The following is a 17,939-nucleotide window of genomic DNA, read 5'->3' on the forward strand; positions in this document are numbered from 1 at the left end:
CAGGTAGAATGCGCACATGGCTCTTTCCCTGCTCAAGTCCCTCAAGCCGGTCGCTGGCCGCGCCCTGCAGATCGCCCTGAACCGCGCGCTGGCGCTGGATCCGGATACCCGCCACGCACTGGCCAGCCTCGACGGTCGCCATATCGACCTGACCCTGGACGCGCCGCCGCTGGCAATGCGCATCAGCGTCGACGGTGATCAGTTGCGTGTCGGCCCGGTGGATGCGCAGGAAGCCGACCTGGCCGTGCGCAGCAGCCTGGCCGGCGTGCTGGCACAGCTGCCGCTGCTGGCGCGTGCCCGCCAGGGCGCTGACAACGGCAAGGGGCGCGTACGTGTGGCCGGCGATGCCGAGCTGGCGCGCCGCCTGCAGCAGCTGGCCAAGGGCTTCGATCCGGACTGGCAGCAGCCGTTCGTCAGCGTGTTCGGCGACGTGCTGGGCGTGCAGGTGGCCAACACCCTGCGCAGCGCCCTGCAGCATGCCCGCCAGGGGGCGATCGACCTCGCCCATAGCGCCGCTGAATTCATCACCGAGGAATCGCGCGACGTGGTGCCACGTGCCGAGCTGGATGCCTTCCACGATGACGTGGACGTGCTGCGCGACGATGTCGAGCGCCTCGGCGCACGCGTGCAGCGCCTGCGGGGTGCCGCATGAAGGCGCTGCTGCGGGCCAGCCGCATCGGCCGGGTGATCCTGCGTTACCGCCTCGACGACCTGCTGCAGGGCACCCCGGCCGAGCGCTGGCTGCGCCTGGCCAAGCCGTTCGTGCCGCGCGCCTCGGCCGCCATCGCGGCACAGTCGCGGGGGGCTCGCCTGCGCCTGGCGCTGCAGGACCTGGGGCCGATCTTCGTCAAGTTCGGGCAGATCCTGTCCACCCGCCGCGACCTGGTGCCGCCGGACGTGGCCAATGAGCTGACCCTGCTGCAGGACCGGGTCAAGCCCTTCGATGGCGAGACCGCACGCCGCATCGTGGAGGAAGCGCTGGGCCTGCCGGTCAGCGAAGCCTTCGCCAGTTTCGATACCGAGCCGCTGGCCTCGGCGTCGATCGCGCAGGTGCACGCGGCCACCCTGGCCAATGGCCGCCAGGTGGTGGTCAAGGTGCTGCGCCCGGGCATCGAAAAGCAGATCGACGCCGACATCGCCCTGCTCAACTCGCTGGCGACGCTGGTCGAGCGCACCCATCCGCGCGCCGACAAGATCCGCCCGCGCGAAGTGGTGGCCGAGGTGGAGAACACCCTGGCCGCCGAGCTGGACCTGCAGCGCGAAGGCGCCAATGCCAGCGTGCTGCGCCGCTTCTGGGAGAACTCCGACGACCTGTACGTACCGGAAGTGATCTGGAGCCATACCGCCGAGCGCGCACTGACCCTGGAGCGCGTGTGGGGTATCCCCTCCGATGACATCGCCGCGCTGGACAAGGCCGGCATCGACCGCAAGGCGCTGGCCGCCAAAGGCGTGCGGGTGTTCTACACCCAGGTGTTCCGCGACAACTTCTTCCATGCCGACGCGCACGCCGGCAACATCTGGGTCGACATCGATCCGGCACGCCGCGACAACCCGCGCTTCATCGCGCTGGACTTCGGCATCATGGGCCAGCTCTCGCAGGAAGATCAGTACTACCTGGCCGAGAATTTCATGGCCATCTTCAACCGCGACTACCGCCGCATCGCCGAACTGCACGTGCAGGCGCGCTGGATGCCCGACAACGTGCGCATCGATGATCTGGAAGCGGCAGTGCGTTCGGTGTGCGAGCCGTACTTCACCCGTCCGCTGTCGCAGATCTCGCTGGCCGAAGTGCTGATGAAGCTGTTCCGCGTGGCCCAGCGCTACCAGCTGACCCTGCAGCCGCAGTTGATCCTGCTGCAGAAGACCCTGCTCAACATCGAGGGCGTCGGCCGCCAGCTGGACCCGCAGATCGATATCTGGGCCGTGGCCAAACCGGTGCTGGCGAAGATCCTGCGCGAGCGCTACAGCCCGCGCCGCGTGGTGCGCGAGATCGGCAAGCGCCTGCCGGAAATCATGACCCATGCGCCGGACATGCCGCGCCTGGTGCACGCCTGGCTGACCCAGCAGGTGGAAGGTCGCCATGAACTGGCGATGCGCTCGCGCGATCTGGTTGCGCTGGACGCCAGCGTGCAGCGCCTGCAGAAGCATGCGGTCGGTGCGATCACCGGCGTCGGCCTGCTGGCGATCGCCGCATTGATGTACGTGCTGCAGCCGCCGGGCTGGTACTGGGGCGACGTACCGGCGTGGAGCTGGGTGTCCGGTGCGGTGGGAGCGTTCGCACTGGCGCGTGCGTGGTGGCGATGATGGATGCGCTGAGCGCGCTCAAACAGGAGCTCGCGCAGTTCGGCAGCGACAACGATGCGTGCGAAACCGAGCGCGGTCGGCGCATGCTCAACATCACCGCCGACACCGGTGAACTGCTGTCGGTGCTGGTGCGTTTCGGCAACGCCCGCCGCGTGCTGGAGATCGGTACGTCCAACGGTTATTCCACGCTGTGGCTGGTCGAAGCGGCGGCCGCGATCGATGGCCAGGTGACCACGCTGGAGTTCGCTGCCGACAAGGTGGCGATGGCCCGCGCGAATTTCGCCCGCAGTGGATTGGGCGAGCGCATCAACCTGGTCCACGGTGATGCCGGGCAGTGGCTGGCGCAGGCCGAGCAGGGCTGCATCGACCTGCTGTTCCTGGATTCGGATCGCCAGCAGTACGCAGGCTGGTGGCCGCAACTGCGTCGGGTACTGCGCCCCGGCGGCCTGCTGGTGGTCGACAACGCCACCTCGCACGCCGGTGAGATGGCGCCGCTGCGCGCCCTGCTGGCCGCCGATGGGGCGTTCACCACCAGCCTGGTGCCGGTGGGCAATGGCGAACTGCTGGCGCTGCGCAACGCCTGACCGGGCATCACCCCGGTAGCGCGGGTCGCTGGCCTGGTGCGGTAGTGCCGGCCGCTGGCCGGCAACCGCAGTCATCGGGCGACCTCGACGTTGCCGGCCAGCGGCCGGCACTACCCTGTTCAGCGCGTCATCCGGATAATCGCGCGGTGAGTACCGAACCTGACACCCTCGCTGCGGTCGAGACTGAAACCGCGCCCCTGCAGCTGCTGCACCTGGATGAACGGCTGGCCGTGGTCAACAAGCCGGCCGGGCTGATGGTCCATGACAGCAAGCTGGCCCGTGGCGAAGATGATTTCCTCGCCGATCGCCTGCGCGAGCAGCTGGGCCGGCCGATCTTCCTGGTCCATCGCCTGGATCGCGCCACCAGCGGCTGCCTGTTGCTGGCCTTCGACCGTGATACGGCCAGTGCGCTGGGCAAGTCGTTGATGGGCGGCGAGGTGAGCAAGGATTACCTGGCCATCTGCCGCGGCTGGCCGGCCGAGGAGGCCTGGCAGGTCGACCACGATCTGGATGGCGGTCCCGGCAAGCCGGTGAAGAAGCCGGCGGTCACCGACTTCCAGCGCCTGGCTACCGGCGAACTGTCGGTACCGGTGGGCGAGTTCACCAGCTCGCGCTATGCACTGCTGCGCTGCCAGCCGCTGACCGGGCGCTTCCGGCAGATCCGCCGCCATCTCAAGCACCTGTCACATCACCTGATCGGCGATACCAGCCATGGTGATGGCCGGCACAACCGCAACTTCCGCATGCAGGGTGTGCACCGCATGCTGCTGCACGCCGAGCGCCTGCGCTTTCCGCATCCGGATGGTGGCACGGTGGATGTGCGCGCGCCGGTCGACGGTGAATTCCAGAAGGCGCTGGACCTGTTCGGTTGGCAGGTGCCGTAGCGGTAGCGCCGGGCCATGCCCGGCGGCTTCGTCGATGAAACGGCCGCGCTTCGCGCTCGCCGGGCATGGCCCGGCGCTACCGTCTTACTTCTTTTCCGGCTCGTTGACGATCGCTTCCAGATCCTTCTGCAGATCGGCGAACAGCGGCTGCATGCGCGTCTGGATCGCCACCATCACGTTCTGCATCAGCGCCGGGGTCTTGTCGAGCAGGCTCTGGCCGGCCGGGCTCTCGTAGAACTCGGCCATGGCCAGCACGTCTTCCTTGCTGAAGGTCTTCTTGTACAGGTCCACGTACATCGGCCGCAGCTGCTGCCACGACAGTGCCTGGCGCAGGGTCTGGCTGGTACGGGCCTGGATGCGCTGCAGCTGTTCCTGCTGCTGGGCGTTGAGCTTGCGCTGTGCGGCGACCTGCTGGAACTGCTGCTGCTGCATCGCTTCGATCTGCGGCAGCATGGTGTCGATCATGCTCTGCGCACGCGAGGCCGACAGCAGGCGGTTGATGTCGCCATCGGTGGGGGCTGCGGCCAGCACCGGCGCGCTTGCTGCGGCCAGCACCAGCAGCAGGGTCGCGCGGCGCAACAGGGAGGGAACGAAGCGGATCATGCGGAGCGTCCTGCAGTACACGGGATGGCAAGCATACCCCCGGCAAAGGCGAAGGCGGCGTGTTCGGTGCCTGATCGGCGGCATACGGGGCGCGATGGCAGCCACGGCAACGCGGCTGCCGCTACAATGCGCGGATGGGCAGTGGACCGGTCATCATCAGCGCGCAGCTTGAAATCCCCGACGGCGAGATCGTCGAGCGTTTCGTGCGTGCCAGTGGTGCCGGCGGCCAGAACGTCAACAAGGTCTCCACCGCGGTGGAACTGCGTTTCGACGTGGCCGGCTCGCCCTCGTTGCCCGAGCCGCTGCGCGAGCGCCTGTTGGCGCGGCGCGACCGGCGCATGACCGGCGAAGGCGTGCTGGTCATCGACGCGCAACGTTTCCGCACCCAGGATCGCAATCGCGAGGATGCGCGCGAGCGGCTGGCGGCCTTCATCCAGGCCGGGCTGAGCGTGCCCAAACCACGCAAGGCCACCAAGCCGACCTTCGGGTCGAAACTGCGTCGTCTGGACGCCAAACGCGGGCGCGCGCAGATCAAGCGCGGGCGCTCATCACGTGACTGGGAGTGATTGCTTGAACAACCCGACGCCGTTGCTGCCGGCCATTCCGCCGAACATGCCGCAGGTCAAGCCCAACCGTTTCCTGCGCTGGCTGGCGCGCTGCACGCTGCGCATGGGCGGCTGGAAAGTGACCGGTACGCTGCCGAACGTTCCCAGGCTGGTCTTCATCATCGCTCCGCATTCGTCCAACTGGGACGGGCTGTGGGGCATGGCCGCCAAGATCGCACTGGGCATGAAAGTGAAGGTGCTGGGCAAGGCCTCGCTGTTCTGGTGGCCACTGGGCCCGCTGCTGCACAAGCTGGGCGTGATCCCGCTGGATCGCAGCTCGCCGCAGGGCACTGTCGGCCAGGCCGTGGACCTGCTGCGCAACAACGAGAAGATGTGGTTCGCCATCACCCCCGAAGGCACCCGCAAGGCCGTGAAGGACTGGAAGGCCGGTTTCCTGAAGATTGCGCGGATGGCCGACGTGCCGATCCTGGCCGCGTATTTCCACTACCCGGAAAAGACCATCGGCATCGGCCCGCTGTTCACGCCGACCGGCGATGATGCCGCAGACATGGCGACCATCCGCGAGTTCTACCGGCCCTGGATCGGCAAGACCCGCGGCACGGTCTGAGCCAGCCGCCGCCGGCAGCGTAGACGCCACGTCCGGCACATGCCGGGCGCCCATGACAGGAGTAGGGTGGACGGCTGCCATCCCGTACCGTCTGCCCAAGGAGCGTTTTACATGTCGCGTACCGTAGTCCTGGCCGCCGCCATCAGCCTGGCGCTGGCGGCCTGTTCCGGCAAGGAGTCCACCCCCGTGTCCGAAGCCCAGAATGCACCGGCCCAGCAGCCGGCCGAAGCCTCCACCAATCCGCTGCTGACCGCCAGCAGCCTGCCGTTCCAGGCACCGCCGTTCGACAAGATCAAGGACAGCGATTACCTGCCGGCGTTCGAAGAAGGCATGCGCCAGCATCTGGCCGACGTGCGCAAGATCGCCGACAGCGCCGAGCCGGCCACCTTCGACAACACCATCGTGGCGATGGAGCGCAGCGGCGAGACCCTGACCCGCGTGTCGCGCATCTTCTTCGGCCTGGTCCAGGCCGACACCAACGATGCCCGCCAGAAGATCCAGGAAGAAGTGGCGCCGAAGCTGGCCGCGCACCAGGACGAGATCAACCTCGATCCGAAGCTGTTCGCGCGCGTGAAGTCGCTGTATGACCAGCGCGAGACGCTGGGCCTGGATCCGGTGCAGAAGCGCCTGGTCGAGCACTACTACGACGGCCTGGTGCGCGCCGGCGCGCAGCTGTCCGACGCCGACAAGGCGAGCCTGCGCAAGCTCAACGTGGAAGAAACCACGCTGTCCACCCAGTTCCACACCCGCTTGGTGGCTGCAACCGCCGCTGCTGCGGTCGTGGTGGACGACAAGGCCAAGCTGGCCGGCCTGGACGAGGGCGCGGTCAACAATGCCGCCGCCGCCGCCAAGGACCGCAAGCTGGATGGCAAGTTCCTGCTGCCGCTGCAGAACACCACCCAGCAGCCGGTGCTCGGTTCGCTGACCGACCGCGACCAGCGTGCCGCCGTGCTGAAGGCTTCGGAAACCCGTGCCGAGCGTGGCGATGCCAACGACACCCGGCAGACCGTGCAGCGCCTGGCCCAGCTGCGTGCGCAGAAGGCCAAGCTGCTCGGCTTCGACACCTTCGCCGACTACCAGCTGGGTGACCAGATGGCCAAGACCCCGGCGGCCGCACTGAAGCTGCTGACCGACACCGTGCCTGCCGCCACCGCCAAGGCGCGTGCCGAAGCCGGTGAGATCCAGAAGGTGATCGACGCCCAGAAGGGTGGTTTCCAGGTGGCCGCCTCGGATTGGGATTTCTACGCCGAGCAGGTGCGCAAGGCCAAGTACGATCTGGACGAGTCGCAGATCAAGCCGTACTTCGAGCTGGACAACGTGCTGCAGAACGGCGTCTTCTACGCCGCCACCCAGCTGTACGGCATCACCTTCAAGCCGCGCACCGACATCCCGACCTACAACCCGGACATGAAGGTGTACGAAGTGTTCGACAAGGACGGCACCTCGCTGGCCCTGTTCTACACCGACTACTTCAAGCGTGACAGCAAGTCCGGTGGCGCCTGGATGGACGTGTTCGTCGAACAGGACGGCCTCACCGGTGCCAAGCCGGTGGTCTACAACGTCTGCAACTTCACCAAGCCGGCCGCCGGCCAGCCTGCGCTGATCAGCTTCGACGACGTCACCACGATGTTCCATGAGTTCGGCCATGCACTGCATGGCATGTTCTCGAACGTGAAGTACCCGTCGATCGCCGGCACCGCCACCTCGCGCGATTTCGTCGAGTTCCCGTCGCAGTTCAACGAGCACTGGGCGTTGGACCCGAAGGTGTTCGCCAACTACGCCAAGCACTACAAGACCGGCGAAGCGATGCCGCAGGAACTGGTCGACAAGATCCTCAAGGCGCGCAGCTTCAACCAGGGCTATGCGACCACCGAGTACCTGTCGGCGGCACTGCTCGACCTGGCCTGGCACACGCAGAAGGCCGATGCCCCGCTGCAGGATGTCGGCGCCTTCGAAGCGAGCGCGCTGAAGAAGTTCAAGGTCGACCTGCCGCAGGTGCCGCCGCGTTACCGCACCACCTACTTCGACCACATCTGGGGTGGCGGTTACTCGGCCGGCTACTACGCCTACTTCTGGGCGGAAGTGCTGGACCATGACGCCTACCAGTGGTTCACCGAACACGGTGGCCTGACCGCCGCCAACGGCCAGGAATTCCGCGACAAGATCCTCTCGCGCGGCAACAGCGTGGAGCTGTCGACCCTGTACCGCGATTTCCGCGGCAAGGACCCGTCGGTGGAGCCGCTGCTGAAGTTCCGCGGCCTGAAGTAAGCGCGGCCTGAAGTACGAAAGAAAAAACGGCGGGGGCAACCCCGCCGTTTTTCGTTGTGTCGCTCATCCACGCATGGCGTGGATCCATGTGTCGACCAAGGTCGACACCCACCCAGAGCAGGCCATCCCATTCCGACAGGTCACGGAAATCTGTCGAAGGCGGGGCGGGTCCGGTTGCGGGGGCGTGAGCGCCATGGATGGCGCGACCGAGCTTACATGGACGTACTTGCAGCGTCCCCCGCAACCGGACCCACCCCGCCATCCCACGCAATGCCAGCCTCTGCTGTTGCTGTTGTTGCTGTTGTTGTTGAGGTTGCCGGCCAGCGGCCGGCACTACCGGGTGCCGGGCGCAGCCCGGCCATCACGTCCCTACATGCACCCGGTTCGCCTGCTCGGCCAACCCCAGGTGATCCAGCGCGATATCCAGCGCCAGTACATAGCTCTGCGCGCCGTACCCGGCGGCGATGCCCAAGCGCTGGCCAACACCGGCCGGCAGGCACGGCTCGGCCACCGCGCCATCGTCATGCACTTCCACGTACGCGTTGTGCAGGTAGGGCAGCAGCCGCTGCAGGCGCAGGCTGTCGGCACATGCGCCCGGATCCAGCAGCGTCACCTCGCCACGGCTGTGGTCGGCCACGCGCAGCGCGTCCAGCAGTTCCTGTTCCGAACCGCAGGCGCGGATCGCCACGCTGGTGCCCGCATCGATCGCACGGTGCACCAGTGATTTCAGTACCGGCGCCGGCAGCGGCGCGGCGGTGCGGATCAACGCGCCAGCCGCTTCCGGGCCACGGATGATGAAGATCGACATGGCTCAGCCCTCCCGTGCCAGGCGACGGCTGACGATGGCCAATGACAGCGGATAGCCCGCCTGCTGGCTGCGCTGGTCGACCACCACGGCGGCCGGGCCGTGCTGCAGGCGCAGGCGCGCTTCCAGACCGGGCTGGTGCGGCGACTGCAGTTCGATGTACTCCGCCGGCAGACCGTCCAGCGCCGCCTGCAGCGCACCGCCCTCGGCACACCATTGCGCCTCGTCGGCGACGCCGACATCAAGCAGCACCCAGTCCGCGGTGCGCGCCTGCGGCTGGCACAGACACTGGCGCACATCGGCCAGGCTGGCGCAGTCGGTGCACAGCACCGGATGGCCGGACAACTCGGCCGGCAGCAGCGGACGCGGCACCGACGGCGACGCATGCCGGATCACCAGGAGGGTCATACAACACCTTGCGCAAAGCGCCCTGCGGCGCGGTAGGCACACGATGCGCGTGGGGGCCGTAAAGGTGCGATGCCCAGTGCCCGGCCCGGGCGTAAAACCTTCATAACGACCGGCCGGAATGCACCCGGTGGCTGCCGACCGTTGATCGGCACGGGCATGGAGACCGGCATGATGCCCGGGAACCTCACGCCTGCCCTTGCGGTCTGACGCCCACCCACCACCCGGAGCCTCACATGGATGCTGTAGCCCGTCCGCCGTTCCCAGAGCGCGCGCTCACCTGGCTGAAGAAAGAGGCACTGCCGCTGCTGGTGATGCTGGGCCTGCTCGCTGCCGCCCGCGACACCCTCGCCAACCACTACGTCGTGCCCAGCGGTTCGATGCAGCCGACGCTGCAACCGGGTGACCGGGTGGTGGTGGACATGCGCGCCTATGGCCTGCGCCTGCCGTTCACCAGCCAGGAGCTGCTGGCTACCGGCACGCCGCAGCGGGGTGAGGTGGCCGTGTTCGATTCGCCGGCCGATGGCACCCGCCTGATCAAGCGCGTCGCCGCCGTGGCCGGCGACCACGTGCAGCTGCGCGATGGCCACCTGAGCATCAACGGCCAGCCGCTGCAGATCGCCGACCTGGCCGACACCGAAGCTTTCGGTGAGCGCCGCGCCAGCCTCGATCTGGACAGCGGCGGTGGCCCGGACATCGCGGATCTGCAGGTGCCCGCCGGCAAGGTGCTGGTGCTGGGCGACCATCGTGGCAACAGCTTCGACGGTCGCTTCTTCGGCTTTGTCGATGCGGACAAGATCTATGGCCGCGCAGTGGCGGTGTACTACCGCCGTGGCGACGGCTTCGAGTGGCAGCGGCTGTAAGCTTATCGATATGCCAGAAGTATCAATCATGACCTATCAGGTTATGGATCGACTGGATGGACGGGCCTAGTCTGGGGCCCGTTCCCTCCAATCCGGCCGCCCCCACGGCCCACCGCTCCCATGACTGGCGATACCCCGGCGGCCCTCGCCGACCGTCCCCGTACTGACCACGCTCCCGTCGACACCCGCATCCAGCAGGGAACGCCGGCCTTCCGCCGCACCGCGCTGGCGCTGTTCCTGGCTGGCTTTTCGACCTTCGGCCTGCTGTACACGGTGCAGCCACTGCTGCCCGAGTTCAGTCGCCACTTCGGCGTGTCCGCTGCCGGCAGCGCGATGTCGCTGTCGCTGACCACCGGCACCCTGGCCGTGGCCATGCTGCTGGCGGGCCTGCTGTCCGATGCGGTCGGCCGGCGCCCGCTGATGATCGTTGCGTTGTTGGCCTCGGCCACGCTGTCGCTGTGCACCGCACTGGTCGACGACTGGGCCACCCTGCTGGTGCTGCGCACCTTGCTGGGGCTGGCGTTGAGCGGCGTGCCAGCGGTGGCGATGACCTACCTGGTGGAAGAGATGGACAGCCGCGCGCTGGGCCTGGCGATGGGCCTGTACATCGGCGGCAACGCCATCGGTGGCATGAGCGGGCGCCTGCTGGCCGGCATCATCGCCGACCACTGGGGCTGGCGCTGGGGCATCGGCGTGGTCTCGATCATCGCCATGGCCAGCACCGTGCTGCTGTGGCTGCAGCTGCCGCCGTCGCGTCACTTCCAGGCCAGTCGCAGTGGCCTGCGCCAGCTGCCCGCGCGCTGGCGCACACTGTTCGCCGATCGCGGCCTGCCGTGGCTGTTCGCGACCTCGTTCGTGCTGATGGGGGTGTTCGTCACCCTCTACAACTACCTCGGCTACCACCTGCTGGCGCCGCCGTACCACCTCAGCCAGACCGTGGTCGGGTTGATCTTCAGCGTGTATCTGGTCGGCACCTTCAGTTCGGCGTGGATGGGCCAGCAGGCCACGCGCCATGGGCGCGGTCGCATCCTGGCGATCTCCTTCGGCCTGATCGCCGCCGGCATCGTGCTGCTGGCGATGCCGTGGCTGCCGACGATGGCAGTGGGCATCGCGCTGGTGACCTTCGGTTTCTTCGGTGGCCATTCGGTGGCCAGCAGCTGGGTCGGCAGCCGTGCCGGCTCCATGCGTGCGGAAGCGTCGGCGCTGTACCTGTTCGCCTATTACCTGGGTTCAAGCGTGCTGGGCGGCGTGGGGGGGCTGGCCTATGCCGCGTGGGACTGGCTGGGCGTGTGCGCGTTCGCCGCGCTGCTGACCCTCATCGGTGGTGGCATCGTGTGGGCGCTGCAGCAGCGCGCGCCGCAGCCGGTGACCGCCTGACGCCCGCCGGGCATGGCCCGGCGCTACCTGGGTAGGCCAGCGGTAGCGCCGGGCCGTGCCCGGCGAGCGCGCAGCGCGGCCCATCACCCCTCCGCAAACGCCTCGCGCAGCAGCCCGGCGAAATTGCGGATCAACGGTGTCACCCCCTCGCGGCGCCACGCCAACTGCACTTCCGAATGCGCGCCGGCATCGGCCAGCGGCACGAAGCGCGCCCCTTCCACCCGGATGTGGTCGCACGACGAAGGCAGGATCGCCGCACCCAGTCCCGCAGCGGCCAGGCTGATCAGCGTTGACGCCTCACCGGCTTCCTGCACGATGCGCGGGGTGAAACCTGCTGCCGCGCACAGCGCGATCATGTGGTCATGGATGCCCGCCCCGGCGCTGCGGCGGAAAGCCACGAACGGTTCCTGCGCCAGATCACGCAACGCCAGCGTCCCGCCTTTCGACAGTCGACGCAGGGCAGGGTGGTCGGCATGCACGATCAATGCCAGCGGGTCGACGAACAGGCTGTGCGCCACCAGCTCGGCCGGCAGCGTGCGCTTGCGGATGATGCCCACATCCAGGCTGCCATCGAGCAGCGCATCGATCTGCTGCAGGGTGTTCATCTCGCTCAGCTGCAGCCGCACCTGCGGATACTGCTGGCGGTACTGCAGGATCGAACGCGGAATCTGCGGTGACAACGGCGTGGCCCGGGTCAGGCCGATACGGAGCTCACCCTGCTCGCCACGCTGCGCGCGCTGCACTTCATCCACCGCAGATTCCACCTGCTGCACGATGCTGCGCGCACGTTCCTGCAGCAGTTCCCCCGCAGCGGTCAGCTGCACACGCCGATGGCTGCGCACGAACAGGCGCGCACCGATCAGTTCCTCCAGCTGCCGGATCTGCTGGCTGAGCGGCGGCTGCGACATCCCCAACCGCTCGGCCGCCTGGCCGAAGTGCAGGGTATCGGCAACGGCGAGGAAGTAGCGCAGGTGGCGAAGTTCGATGGACATGGATGCAGTCTATCCAGCCCGACGCCGGGAATCGTCATCCACGCATGGCGTGGATCAACCGTGTCGACCAAGGTCGACACCCACCAAGAGCAGGCCACACCGCCCCGCCATCCCACGGAATCCCCGCTGTTGCCTTTGCCGTTGCCGTTGATTCGGCAGGTGCAGGGCGCAGCCCTGCCGACAACCCCTCACCGCTCCGAATGCCCGCTCTGGTCGTAATCGCGCGGGCTGAACAACTCTGGCTGGATCAGCTCGATGAACGCCCGCGCCTGCGCCGACAGCGCCTTGCCACGCCGCACGATCACCCCGTAACTGCGCTCCGGGAACCAGCGCTTCATCGACCGTGCGGCCAACCGTTCGCGGTCGGCATCGTTCAGGCACAGCGCCGGCACGATGGAAATGCCCATGCCCATCGCCACGTACTGCTTGATCACCTCCCAGCCGCCCACTTCCAGCGCAACGGTGTAGGCGATGCGGTGACGCTGGAACACCTGGTCCACCAGCCGGTAGGTGATCTGCCGTTTCGGCGGCAGCACCAGCGGATAACGGGCGATGTCGGCCAGTTCCAGCTCGCCACCGCTGGCCAGCGGATGGTCATGCGGGGCGATCAGCACCTGTTCGAAACGGTAGGCCGGCGCATAACTGAGGTCGGCCGGCACATCGGTCATCGAGCCGATCGCCAGGTCGGCGGCATCCTCGCGCAGCAGGTCGGTGCCGTCGGCGCTGATGGCGTTGTGCAGGGTCAGGCGTACGTCGGGGTAATGCTGGCGGAAGCGTTCGACGATCTTCGGCAGCAGGTACAGGATGGTGGAACTGTTGGCAGCGATGTTCAGCTCGCCCGCGTCCAGCCCGCGCACCTTGTCGCGGAAGCGCGCTTCCAGGCCGTCCAGGCTCTCCACCAGCGGCTGCGCCATTTCATACAGCAGCTGGCCCTCGCGGCTGGGTACCAGGCGCCGGCCGCTGCGCTCGAACAGCGGTACTCCCAGTTCACGCTCCAGCGCCTGCAACTGCAGGCTGATGGCTGGTTGGCTGACGAAAAGTGCCTCAGCCGCCCGTGAGACCGAGCCCAGGCGCACCGTCTGGCAGAACGCGCGCAGCGGCTTCAGCCGATCGGATTTGTAGGAAAAACGGGGACTTGGCGGGCTACGCGTGGTCATGGCGTCACAAGTATTAGCACAATTTATGTAAAGCATTGCAAAAACTGTTTTGCCAAATACAGGGTTGCGGCCGCACGGTGGAGTCGTTCCCCCACGCTGGAGTTCTGCCATGTCCGCCGTCGCTTCCGCTGTTCCTTCCACCGCCGCCAAGGCCACGCCGGGCATCGCCCTGGCGACCCAGGTGGCGGGCCAGGCCACCGTGCTGCCGGCGCCGTTGCTGGCCCTGCTGGTGTCCCTGCACCGGGCAGTGGAACCCGGCCGGCAGGCACGGCTGCAGGCCCGCCGCGAGCGCCAGGCGTTCTTCGACCAGGGCGGCTTGCCGGACTTCCGCCAGGACACCACCGCGATCCGCAGCGGTGACTGGACCGTGGCGCCGCTGCCGGCCGCGCTGCAGGACCGTCGCGTCGAGATCACCGGCCCGACCGACCCGAAGATGGTCATCAACGCGCTGAACTCCGGCGCCAAGGTGTTCATGGCCGACTTCGAGGATTCGACCTCGCCGACCTGGCGCAACCTGCTGGCCGGTCAGCAGTCGCTGGCCGCTGCGGTGCGCGGCGACCTGCAGTACACCGCACCCAATGGCAAGCATTACGCACTGCGCCCCTACGATGAGCAGGCGGTGCTGATCGTGCGTCCGCGCGGCTGGCACCTGGACGAAAAGCATGTGCGCGTGGATGGCCAGTTCCTCGCCGGCGGCCTGTTCGATGCGGCGGTGTTTGCCTTCCACAATGCGCGCGCGCTGCAGTCCAGGGACCGCGGCCCGTATTTCTACCTGCCGAAGCTGCAGAGCATGGAAGAGGCAGCGCTGTGGGAGACCGCGCTGTCGCACATCGAAGGCATGCTCGGCCTGCCGCACGGGCAGATCAAGGTGACCGTGCTGATCGAAACGCTGCCGGCAGTGTTCGAGATGGATGAGATCCTGCACGCCCTGCGCGATCGCATCGTCGGCCTCAACTGCGGGCGCTGGGATTACATCTTCTCGTACCTGAAGACCTTCCGCCGCCACGCTGACCGCGTGCTGCCCGAGCGTGGCCAGGTGACCATGACCCAGCCGTTCCTGAAGGCGTATTCGGAACTGCTGATCCAGACCTGCCATCGCCGCGGCGCACATGCGATGGGTGGCATGGCCGCGCAGATTCCGATCAACAACGATGCCGCCGCCAACGAGCAGGCGATGGCGCGGGTGCGTGCCGACAAGCTGCGCGAAGTGAGCGCTGGCCACGATGGCACATGGGTCGCCCATCCGGCGCTGATTCCGGTGGCGATGGCGATCTTCGACGAGCACATGCCCACGCCCAACCAGCACCACGTGCTGCGCCAGGATGTGCGCGTGGGTCGCGATGAACTGATCGCGCGGCCGCCGGGCACGATCACCCGCGCTGGCTTCGAAGGCAATGTCGAAGTCTGCGTGCGCTACCTGGCCGCATGGCTGGATGGCAACGGCTGCGTGCCGATCCACCACCTGATGGAGGACGCGGCCACTGCCGAGATCAGCCGCAGCCAGCTGTGGCAGTGGCTGCATACCCCGGGCCAGCAGCTGGACGACGGCACTGCCATCGATCTGGCGCTGCTCGATACCACCCTGGCGCAGCTGCCGGCGCGCCTCGGCGATACCTCGGCGCTGCCTGGCGGCGGCCGCATCGAAGAAGCCATCACCCTGCTGGCCGAGTTGAGCCGCAGCAACGAACTGACCGACTTCCTGACCCTGCCGGCGTACGCGCGCATCGACTGACCGCTGCATGCCGGTTTTCCCGCCGCTTCCTTCCCCGCTGCATCCGCACGAACCGAACTGGAGATAGACATGAGCACGCTGCCCACTGCCGAACAGATCCAGCACGACTGGGACACCAATCCGCGCTGGGAAGGCATCCAGCGCAACTACAGCGCCGCCGACGTGGTGCGCCTGCGTGGCACCGTCCATATCGAGCATTCGCTGGCCCGGCTGGGCGCGGAAAAGCTGTGGAAGTCGCTGCATGAACGCGACTTCGTCAACGCGCTCGGCGCGCTGACCGGCAACCAGGCCATGCAGCAGGTGAAGGCCGGGCTGAAGGCGATCTACCTGTCCGGCTGGCAGGTGGCGGCCGATGCCAACCTGGCCGGGCAGATGTACCCGGACCAGTCGTTGTACCCGGCCGATTCGGTGCCAGCGGTGGTCAAGCGCATCAACAACACGCTGCTGCGTGCCGACCAGCTGCACCATGCCGAAGGCAAGGATGACATCGACTTCCTGCAGCCGATCGTGGCCGACGCCGAAGCCGGTTTCGGCGGCGTGCTCAACGCCTTCGAGCTGATGAAGGCGATGATCGAAGCCGGTGCTGCCGGCGTGCACTTCGAAGACCAGCTGGCCTCGGTGAAGAAGTGCGGGCACATGGGTGGCAAGGTGCTGGTGCCGACCCGCGAGGCGATCGAGAAGCTCAACGCCGCGCGGCTGGCCGCCGACGTGCTGGGCGTGCCGACCCTGCTGGTGGCGCGTACCGACGCCGAGGCGGCTGATCTGCTGACCAGCGACATCGATGGCAACGACAAGCCGTTCGCCACCGGCGAGCGCACCGTGGAGGGCTTCTACAAGACCCGCAACGGCCTGGACCAGGCCATCAGCCGCGGCCTGGCCTACGCACCGTATGCCGACCTGGTGTGGTGCGAGACCGGCAAGCCGGACCTGGAATTCGCGCGGAAGTTCGCCGAGGCGATCCATGCGAAGTTCCCCGGCAAGCTGCTGGCCTACAACTGCTCGCCCAGCTTCAACTGGAAGAAGAACCTGGACGACGCCACCATTGCCAGGTTCCAGAAGGAACTGGGCAGCTACGGCTACAAGTTCCAGTTCATCACCCTGGCCGGTTTCCACGCGCTGAACTACGGCATGTTCAATCTGGCCCACGGCTATGCGCGTCGTCAGATGAGCGCCTTCGTGGAGCTGCAGGAGGCCGAGTTCGAAGCGGCCGAGCGCGGCTTCACCGCGGTCAAGCACCAGCGCGAGGTCGGCACCGGCTACTTCGATGCGGTGACCCAGGCGATCCAGCAGGGGCAGTCCTCGACCACCGCGCTGACCGGTTCGACCGAGGAAGAGCAGTTCCATGGCGAGCGCAGCGAACGGGCTGCGTGATCCGGTCGTGCCGGCCGCTGGCCGGCAACCCTTTGTGTTCCCGCCGTCCTTGATGCTGTCGGCCAGCGGCCGGCACGACCAGGGCTCGGGCTGATCAGGGTGGCCAAGGAAGGGCCAGACGACGCCGGCAGATCGGGGGATCTGCCGGCGTCGTTGTATCTGCGGCTGCTGCGACAATCGGCGTCGCGGTCACTGCAAGCTGTTGATATGCTTTGTCTTCTCCCCGCGCTCAACGGGTATGAACAGGCAACCCTGCGGCATGCAGGGCGGGGCAACGCATCTTCACAAAACTGAGAAGCGGCGCACAGTTTGATTCACTGATATGCTCCGCGGCTCACCAGGGGACGCTGGCGGCGGGTGCAGGGAATGACCGGCAGGGGTGCGGCCGAGAACATCGACACGACAACCGGTATCGCCAAGGTGGCGATGGCCGAGATCGTGCATGCGCTGCTTTCCGACGAAGAGGTCGCCCTGTTTGCCCGGTTTGCCCAGCCCTGCCGGCTGCAGGCGGGCCAGTGGCTGTTCCACCGCGGCCATCGCGGCGAGTGCATGTACATCATCCTGGAAGGCCTGATCGAGCTGGATTTCGGCGAGGACCTGGTGCTCAAGACACTCGGCCGGCATGAGTTCTTCGGTGAGCTCGGCCTGTTGATGGGCGACCATCCGCGCAGCGCCAGCGCGCGGGTGATGGCCGACTGCCACGTGCTGGAACTGGGACCGGCTGATTTCCATCGCCTGGTCGAGTCCGACCCGGGGCTGGTGGCCTACTTCCTGCGGCGCACGATCCTGCGTGTGCTGACCAACGAGCAGGCCCTCATCAGCCAGCTGCGGCGGCGCAACCATGACCTGGAAGCCGCGCTGGACAACCTGTACATCACCACCCACCAGCTGACCCACACGCGTGAGCTGGTGCGCACCGACGAACTGACCGGCCTGCACAACCGCCGTGGCCTGGCCCTGTATCTGCAGGAATGCCGTACGCAGGAAGAGGGGCCGCCGCAGGCGCTGCTGCTGATCGACTGTGATCGCTTCAAGCAGATCAACGACCGCCACGGCCACCAGGCCGGCGACCGGGTGCTGCAGAGCATGGGCAACATCCTGCGCTCGATGGCCGGCGAACATGACCTGGCCTGCCGCCTGGGCGGCGACGAGTTCTGCCTGATCCTGCGCCGGGCCAATGTCGAGATCGTGCAGCACGCGGCTGAATTCATCCTCAGCGCGGTGCACGGCCTGCTCGAGCGCAGCCATGGCACCCCGCACGTCAGCCTGGCCAGCATCGGTGCCAGCCTGCTGGCCCCTGACGCGGACTGGAGCGAGTGGTACGCTCGCGCCGATCGTGCGCTGTACCAAGCCAAGCGCGCAGGCGGCAACTGCCTGCGGTGGACCGATGGTCCGGATGGACACTGAGCGGAGATCCTGGC

17 protein-coding genes are annotated in these 17,939 nt (G+C 67.3%); 12 read left to right on the forward strand and 5 right to left on the reverse strand.

All coding sequences use genetic code 11. From position 1 onward, the window contains the following. Positions 1-16 precede the first annotated feature (16 nt). The 4 genes from D0Y85_RS01170 to D0Y85_RS01185 all read left to right on the forward strand — a co-directional run bounded on the left by D0Y85_RS01170 (position 17) and on the right by D0Y85_RS01185 (position 3,772). Positions 17-652, forward strand: coding sequence for an SCP2 sterol-binding domain-containing protein (locus D0Y85_RS01170; RefSeq protein ID WP_025875838.1), 636 nt, complete (start codon positions 17-19; stop codon positions 650-652). Continuing rightward, a complete protein-coding gene (gene ubiB, locus D0Y85_RS01175; protein ID WP_117309263.1) occupies positions 649-2,304 on the forward strand; it encodes a ubiquinone biosynthesis regulatory protein kinase UbiB in 1,656 nt (551 codons plus the stop codon). The genes D0Y85_RS01170 and ubiB overlap by 4 nt, the downstream gene beginning before the upstream one ends. After that, the gene (locus D0Y85_RS01180) at positions 2,301-2,888 is read left to right on the forward strand and encodes a class I SAM-dependent methyltransferase (protein WP_117311821.1); all 588 of its coding nucleotides are present in this window, start codon (positions 2,301-2,303) and stop codon (positions 2,886-2,888) included. The genes ubiB and D0Y85_RS01180 overlap by 4 nt, the downstream gene beginning before the upstream one ends. 146 nt (positions 2,889-3,034) lie before the next feature. Continuing rightward, entirely contained in the window at positions 3,035-3,772 is a 738-nt protein-coding gene (locus tag D0Y85_RS01185) for a pseudouridine synthase (protein WP_059064002.1), read from the forward strand. 84 nt (positions 3,773-3,856) lie between these two features. On the opposite strand, the gene D0Y85_RS01190 is transcribed toward D0Y85_RS01185, so the two are convergent. Further along, complete coding sequence (locus tag D0Y85_RS01190) at positions 3,857-4,375, reverse strand: DUF2059 domain-containing protein (protein WP_032978115.1); 519 nt, start codon at positions 4,373-4,375, stop codon at positions 3,857-3,859. Positions 4,376-4,509: 134 nt separating this feature from the next. On the opposite strand from D0Y85_RS01190, the gene arfB reads away from it, so the two are divergent. The 3 genes from arfB to dcp all read left to right on the forward strand — a co-directional run bounded on the left by arfB (position 4,510) and on the right by dcp (position 7,816). Continuing rightward, positions 4,510-4,941, forward strand: coding sequence for an alternative ribosome rescue aminoacyl-tRNA hydrolase ArfB (arfB, locus tag D0Y85_RS01195; RefSeq protein WP_025875829.1), 432 nt, complete (start codon positions 4,510-4,512; stop codon positions 4,939-4,941). Between the two features lie 4 nt (positions 4,942-4,945). Then, a complete protein-coding gene (locus D0Y85_RS01200) occupies positions 4,946-5,548 on the forward strand; it encodes a lysophospholipid acyltransferase family protein (protein ID WP_025875827.1) in 603 nt (200 codons plus the stop codon). Positions 5,549-5,659: 111 nt separating this feature from the next. Continuing rightward, entirely contained in the window at positions 5,660-7,816 is a 2,157-nt protein-coding gene (dcp, locus tag D0Y85_RS01205; protein ID WP_025875824.1) for a peptidyl-dipeptidase Dcp, read from the forward strand. A 361-nt stretch (positions 7,817-8,177) separates the two neighbouring features. Here the strand turns inward: dcp and D0Y85_RS01215 are convergent, their stop codons facing one another. Beyond that, positions 8,178-8,624 (reverse strand): hypothetical protein, encoded by a 447-nt coding sequence (locus tag D0Y85_RS01215; RefSeq protein WP_025875822.1) that lies wholly within the window; start codon positions 8,622-8,624, stop codon positions 8,178-8,180. A gap of 3 nt (positions 8,625-8,627) precedes the next feature. Then, positions 8,628-9,029, reverse strand: a complete 402-nt coding sequence (locus tag D0Y85_RS01220) for a hypothetical protein (RefSeq protein ID WP_032978120.1) — start codon at positions 9,027-9,029, stop codon at positions 8,628-8,630. 233 nt (positions 9,030-9,262) lie between these two features. On the opposite strand from D0Y85_RS01220, the gene lepB reads away from it, so the two are divergent. Next, complete coding sequence (lepB, locus tag D0Y85_RS01225) at positions 9,263-9,889, forward strand: signal peptidase I (protein WP_025875818.1); 627 nt, start codon at positions 9,263-9,265, stop codon at positions 9,887-9,889. A gap of 120 nt (positions 9,890-10,009) precedes the next feature. Beyond that, a complete protein-coding gene (locus tag D0Y85_RS01230; protein ID WP_117309264.1) occupies positions 10,010-11,266 on the forward strand; it encodes an MFS transporter in 1,257 nt (418 codons plus the stop codon). A gap of 83 nt (positions 11,267-11,349) precedes the next feature. Here the strand turns inward: D0Y85_RS01230 and D0Y85_RS01235 are convergent, their stop codons facing one another. Together D0Y85_RS01235 and D0Y85_RS01240 are read right to left on the reverse strand one after the other, a co-directional pair. Continuing rightward, positions 11,350-12,258 (reverse strand): LysR family transcriptional regulator, encoded by a 909-nt coding sequence (locus D0Y85_RS01235; RefSeq protein ID WP_117309265.1) that lies wholly within the window; start codon positions 12,256-12,258, stop codon positions 11,350-11,352. A 188-nt stretch (positions 12,259-12,446) separates the two neighbouring features. Beyond that, positions 12,447-13,415, reverse strand: coding sequence for a LysR substrate-binding domain-containing protein (locus tag D0Y85_RS01240; RefSeq protein ID WP_025875812.1), 969 nt, complete (start codon positions 13,413-13,415; stop codon positions 12,447-12,449). 109 nt (positions 13,416-13,524) lie between these two features. On the opposite strand from D0Y85_RS01240, the gene aceB reads away from it, so the two are divergent. The 3 genes from aceB to D0Y85_RS01255 all read left to right on the forward strand — a co-directional run bounded on the left by aceB (position 13,525) and on the right by D0Y85_RS01255 (position 17,925). After that, positions 13,525-15,147: a malate synthase A gene (gene aceB, locus D0Y85_RS01245; RefSeq protein ID WP_117309266.1), complete on the forward strand. Its 1,623-nt coding sequence runs from the start codon at positions 13,525-13,527 to the stop codon at positions 15,145-15,147. Positions 15,148-15,216: 69 nt separating this feature from the next. After that, on the forward strand, positions 15,217-16,518 hold the full coding sequence (gene aceA / locus D0Y85_RS01250) for an isocitrate lyase (protein ID WP_025875808.1): 1,302 nt from the start codon (positions 15,217-15,219) through the stop codon (positions 16,516-16,518). Between the two features lie 366 nt (positions 16,519-16,884). Next, positions 16,885-17,925 carry a GGDEF domain-containing protein gene (locus D0Y85_RS01255; protein WP_117309267.1) on the forward strand — a complete coding sequence of 347 codons (1,041 nt, stop codon included), beginning with the start codon at positions 16,885-16,887 and terminating at the stop codon, positions 17,923-17,925. The last annotated feature ends 14 nt before the right edge of the window (positions 17,926-17,939 follow it).

The organism is Stenotrophomonas sp. G4, from assembly GCF_003428825.1.
Lineage (GTDB): Bacteria > Pseudomonadota > Gammaproteobacteria > Xanthomonadales > Xanthomonadaceae > Stenotrophomonas > Stenotrophomonas indicatrix.

Bases quoted from the DNA above. Each gene is read 5' to 3' on its own strand.
- D0Y85_RS01170 (WP_025875838.1), top strand. From the start codon at position 17: ATGGCTCTTTCCCTGCTCAAGTCCCTCAAGCCGGTCGCTGGCCGCGCC.
- ubiB (WP_117309263.1), top strand. From the start codon at position 649: ATGAAGGCGCTGCTGCGGGCCAGCCGCATCGGCCGGGTGATCCTGCGT.
- D0Y85_RS01180 (WP_117311821.1), top strand. From the start codon at position 2,301: ATGATGGATGCGCTGAGCGCGCTCAAACAGGAGCTCGCGCAGTTCGGC.
- D0Y85_RS01190 (WP_032978115.1), bottom strand. From the start codon at position 4,375: ATGATCCGCTTCGTTCCCTCCCTGTTGCGCCGCGCGACCCTGCTGCTG.
- arfB (WP_025875829.1), top strand. From the start codon at position 4,510: ATGGGCAGTGGACCGGTCATCATCAGCGCGCAGCTTGAAATCCCCGAC.
- dcp (WP_025875824.1), top strand. From the start codon at position 5,660: ATGTCGCGTACCGTAGTCCTGGCCGCCGCCATCAGCCTGGCGCTGGCG.
- D0Y85_RS01215 (WP_025875822.1), bottom strand. From the start codon at position 8,624: ATGTCGATCTTCATCATCCGTGGCCCGGAAGCGGCTGGCGCGTTGATC.
- D0Y85_RS01220 (WP_032978120.1), bottom strand. From the start codon at position 9,029: ATGACCCTCCTGGTGATCCGGCATGCGTCGCCGTCGGTGCCGCGTCCG.
- lepB (WP_025875818.1), top strand. From the start codon at position 9,263: ATGGATGCTGTAGCCCGTCCGCCGTTCCCAGAGCGCGCGCTCACCTGG.
- D0Y85_RS01230 (WP_117309264.1), top strand. From the start codon at position 10,010: ATGACTGGCGATACCCCGGCGGCCCTCGCCGACCGTCCCCGTACTGAC.
- D0Y85_RS01235 (WP_117309265.1), bottom strand. From the start codon at position 12,258: ATGTCCATCGAACTTCGCCACCTGCGCTACTTCCTCGCCGTTGCCGAT.
- D0Y85_RS01240 (WP_025875812.1), bottom strand. From the start codon at position 13,415: ATGACCACGCGTAGCCCGCCAAGTCCCCGTTTTTCCTACAAATCCGAT.
- aceB (WP_117309266.1), top strand. From the start codon at position 13,525: ATGTCCGCCGTCGCTTCCGCTGTTCCTTCCACCGCCGCCAAGGCCACG.
- aceA (WP_025875808.1), top strand. From the start codon at position 15,217: ATGAGCACGCTGCCCACTGCCGAACAGATCCAGCACGACTGGGACACC.
- D0Y85_RS01255 (WP_117309267.1), top strand. From the start codon at position 16,885: ATGACCGGCAGGGGTGCGGCCGAGAACATCGACACGACAACCGGTATC.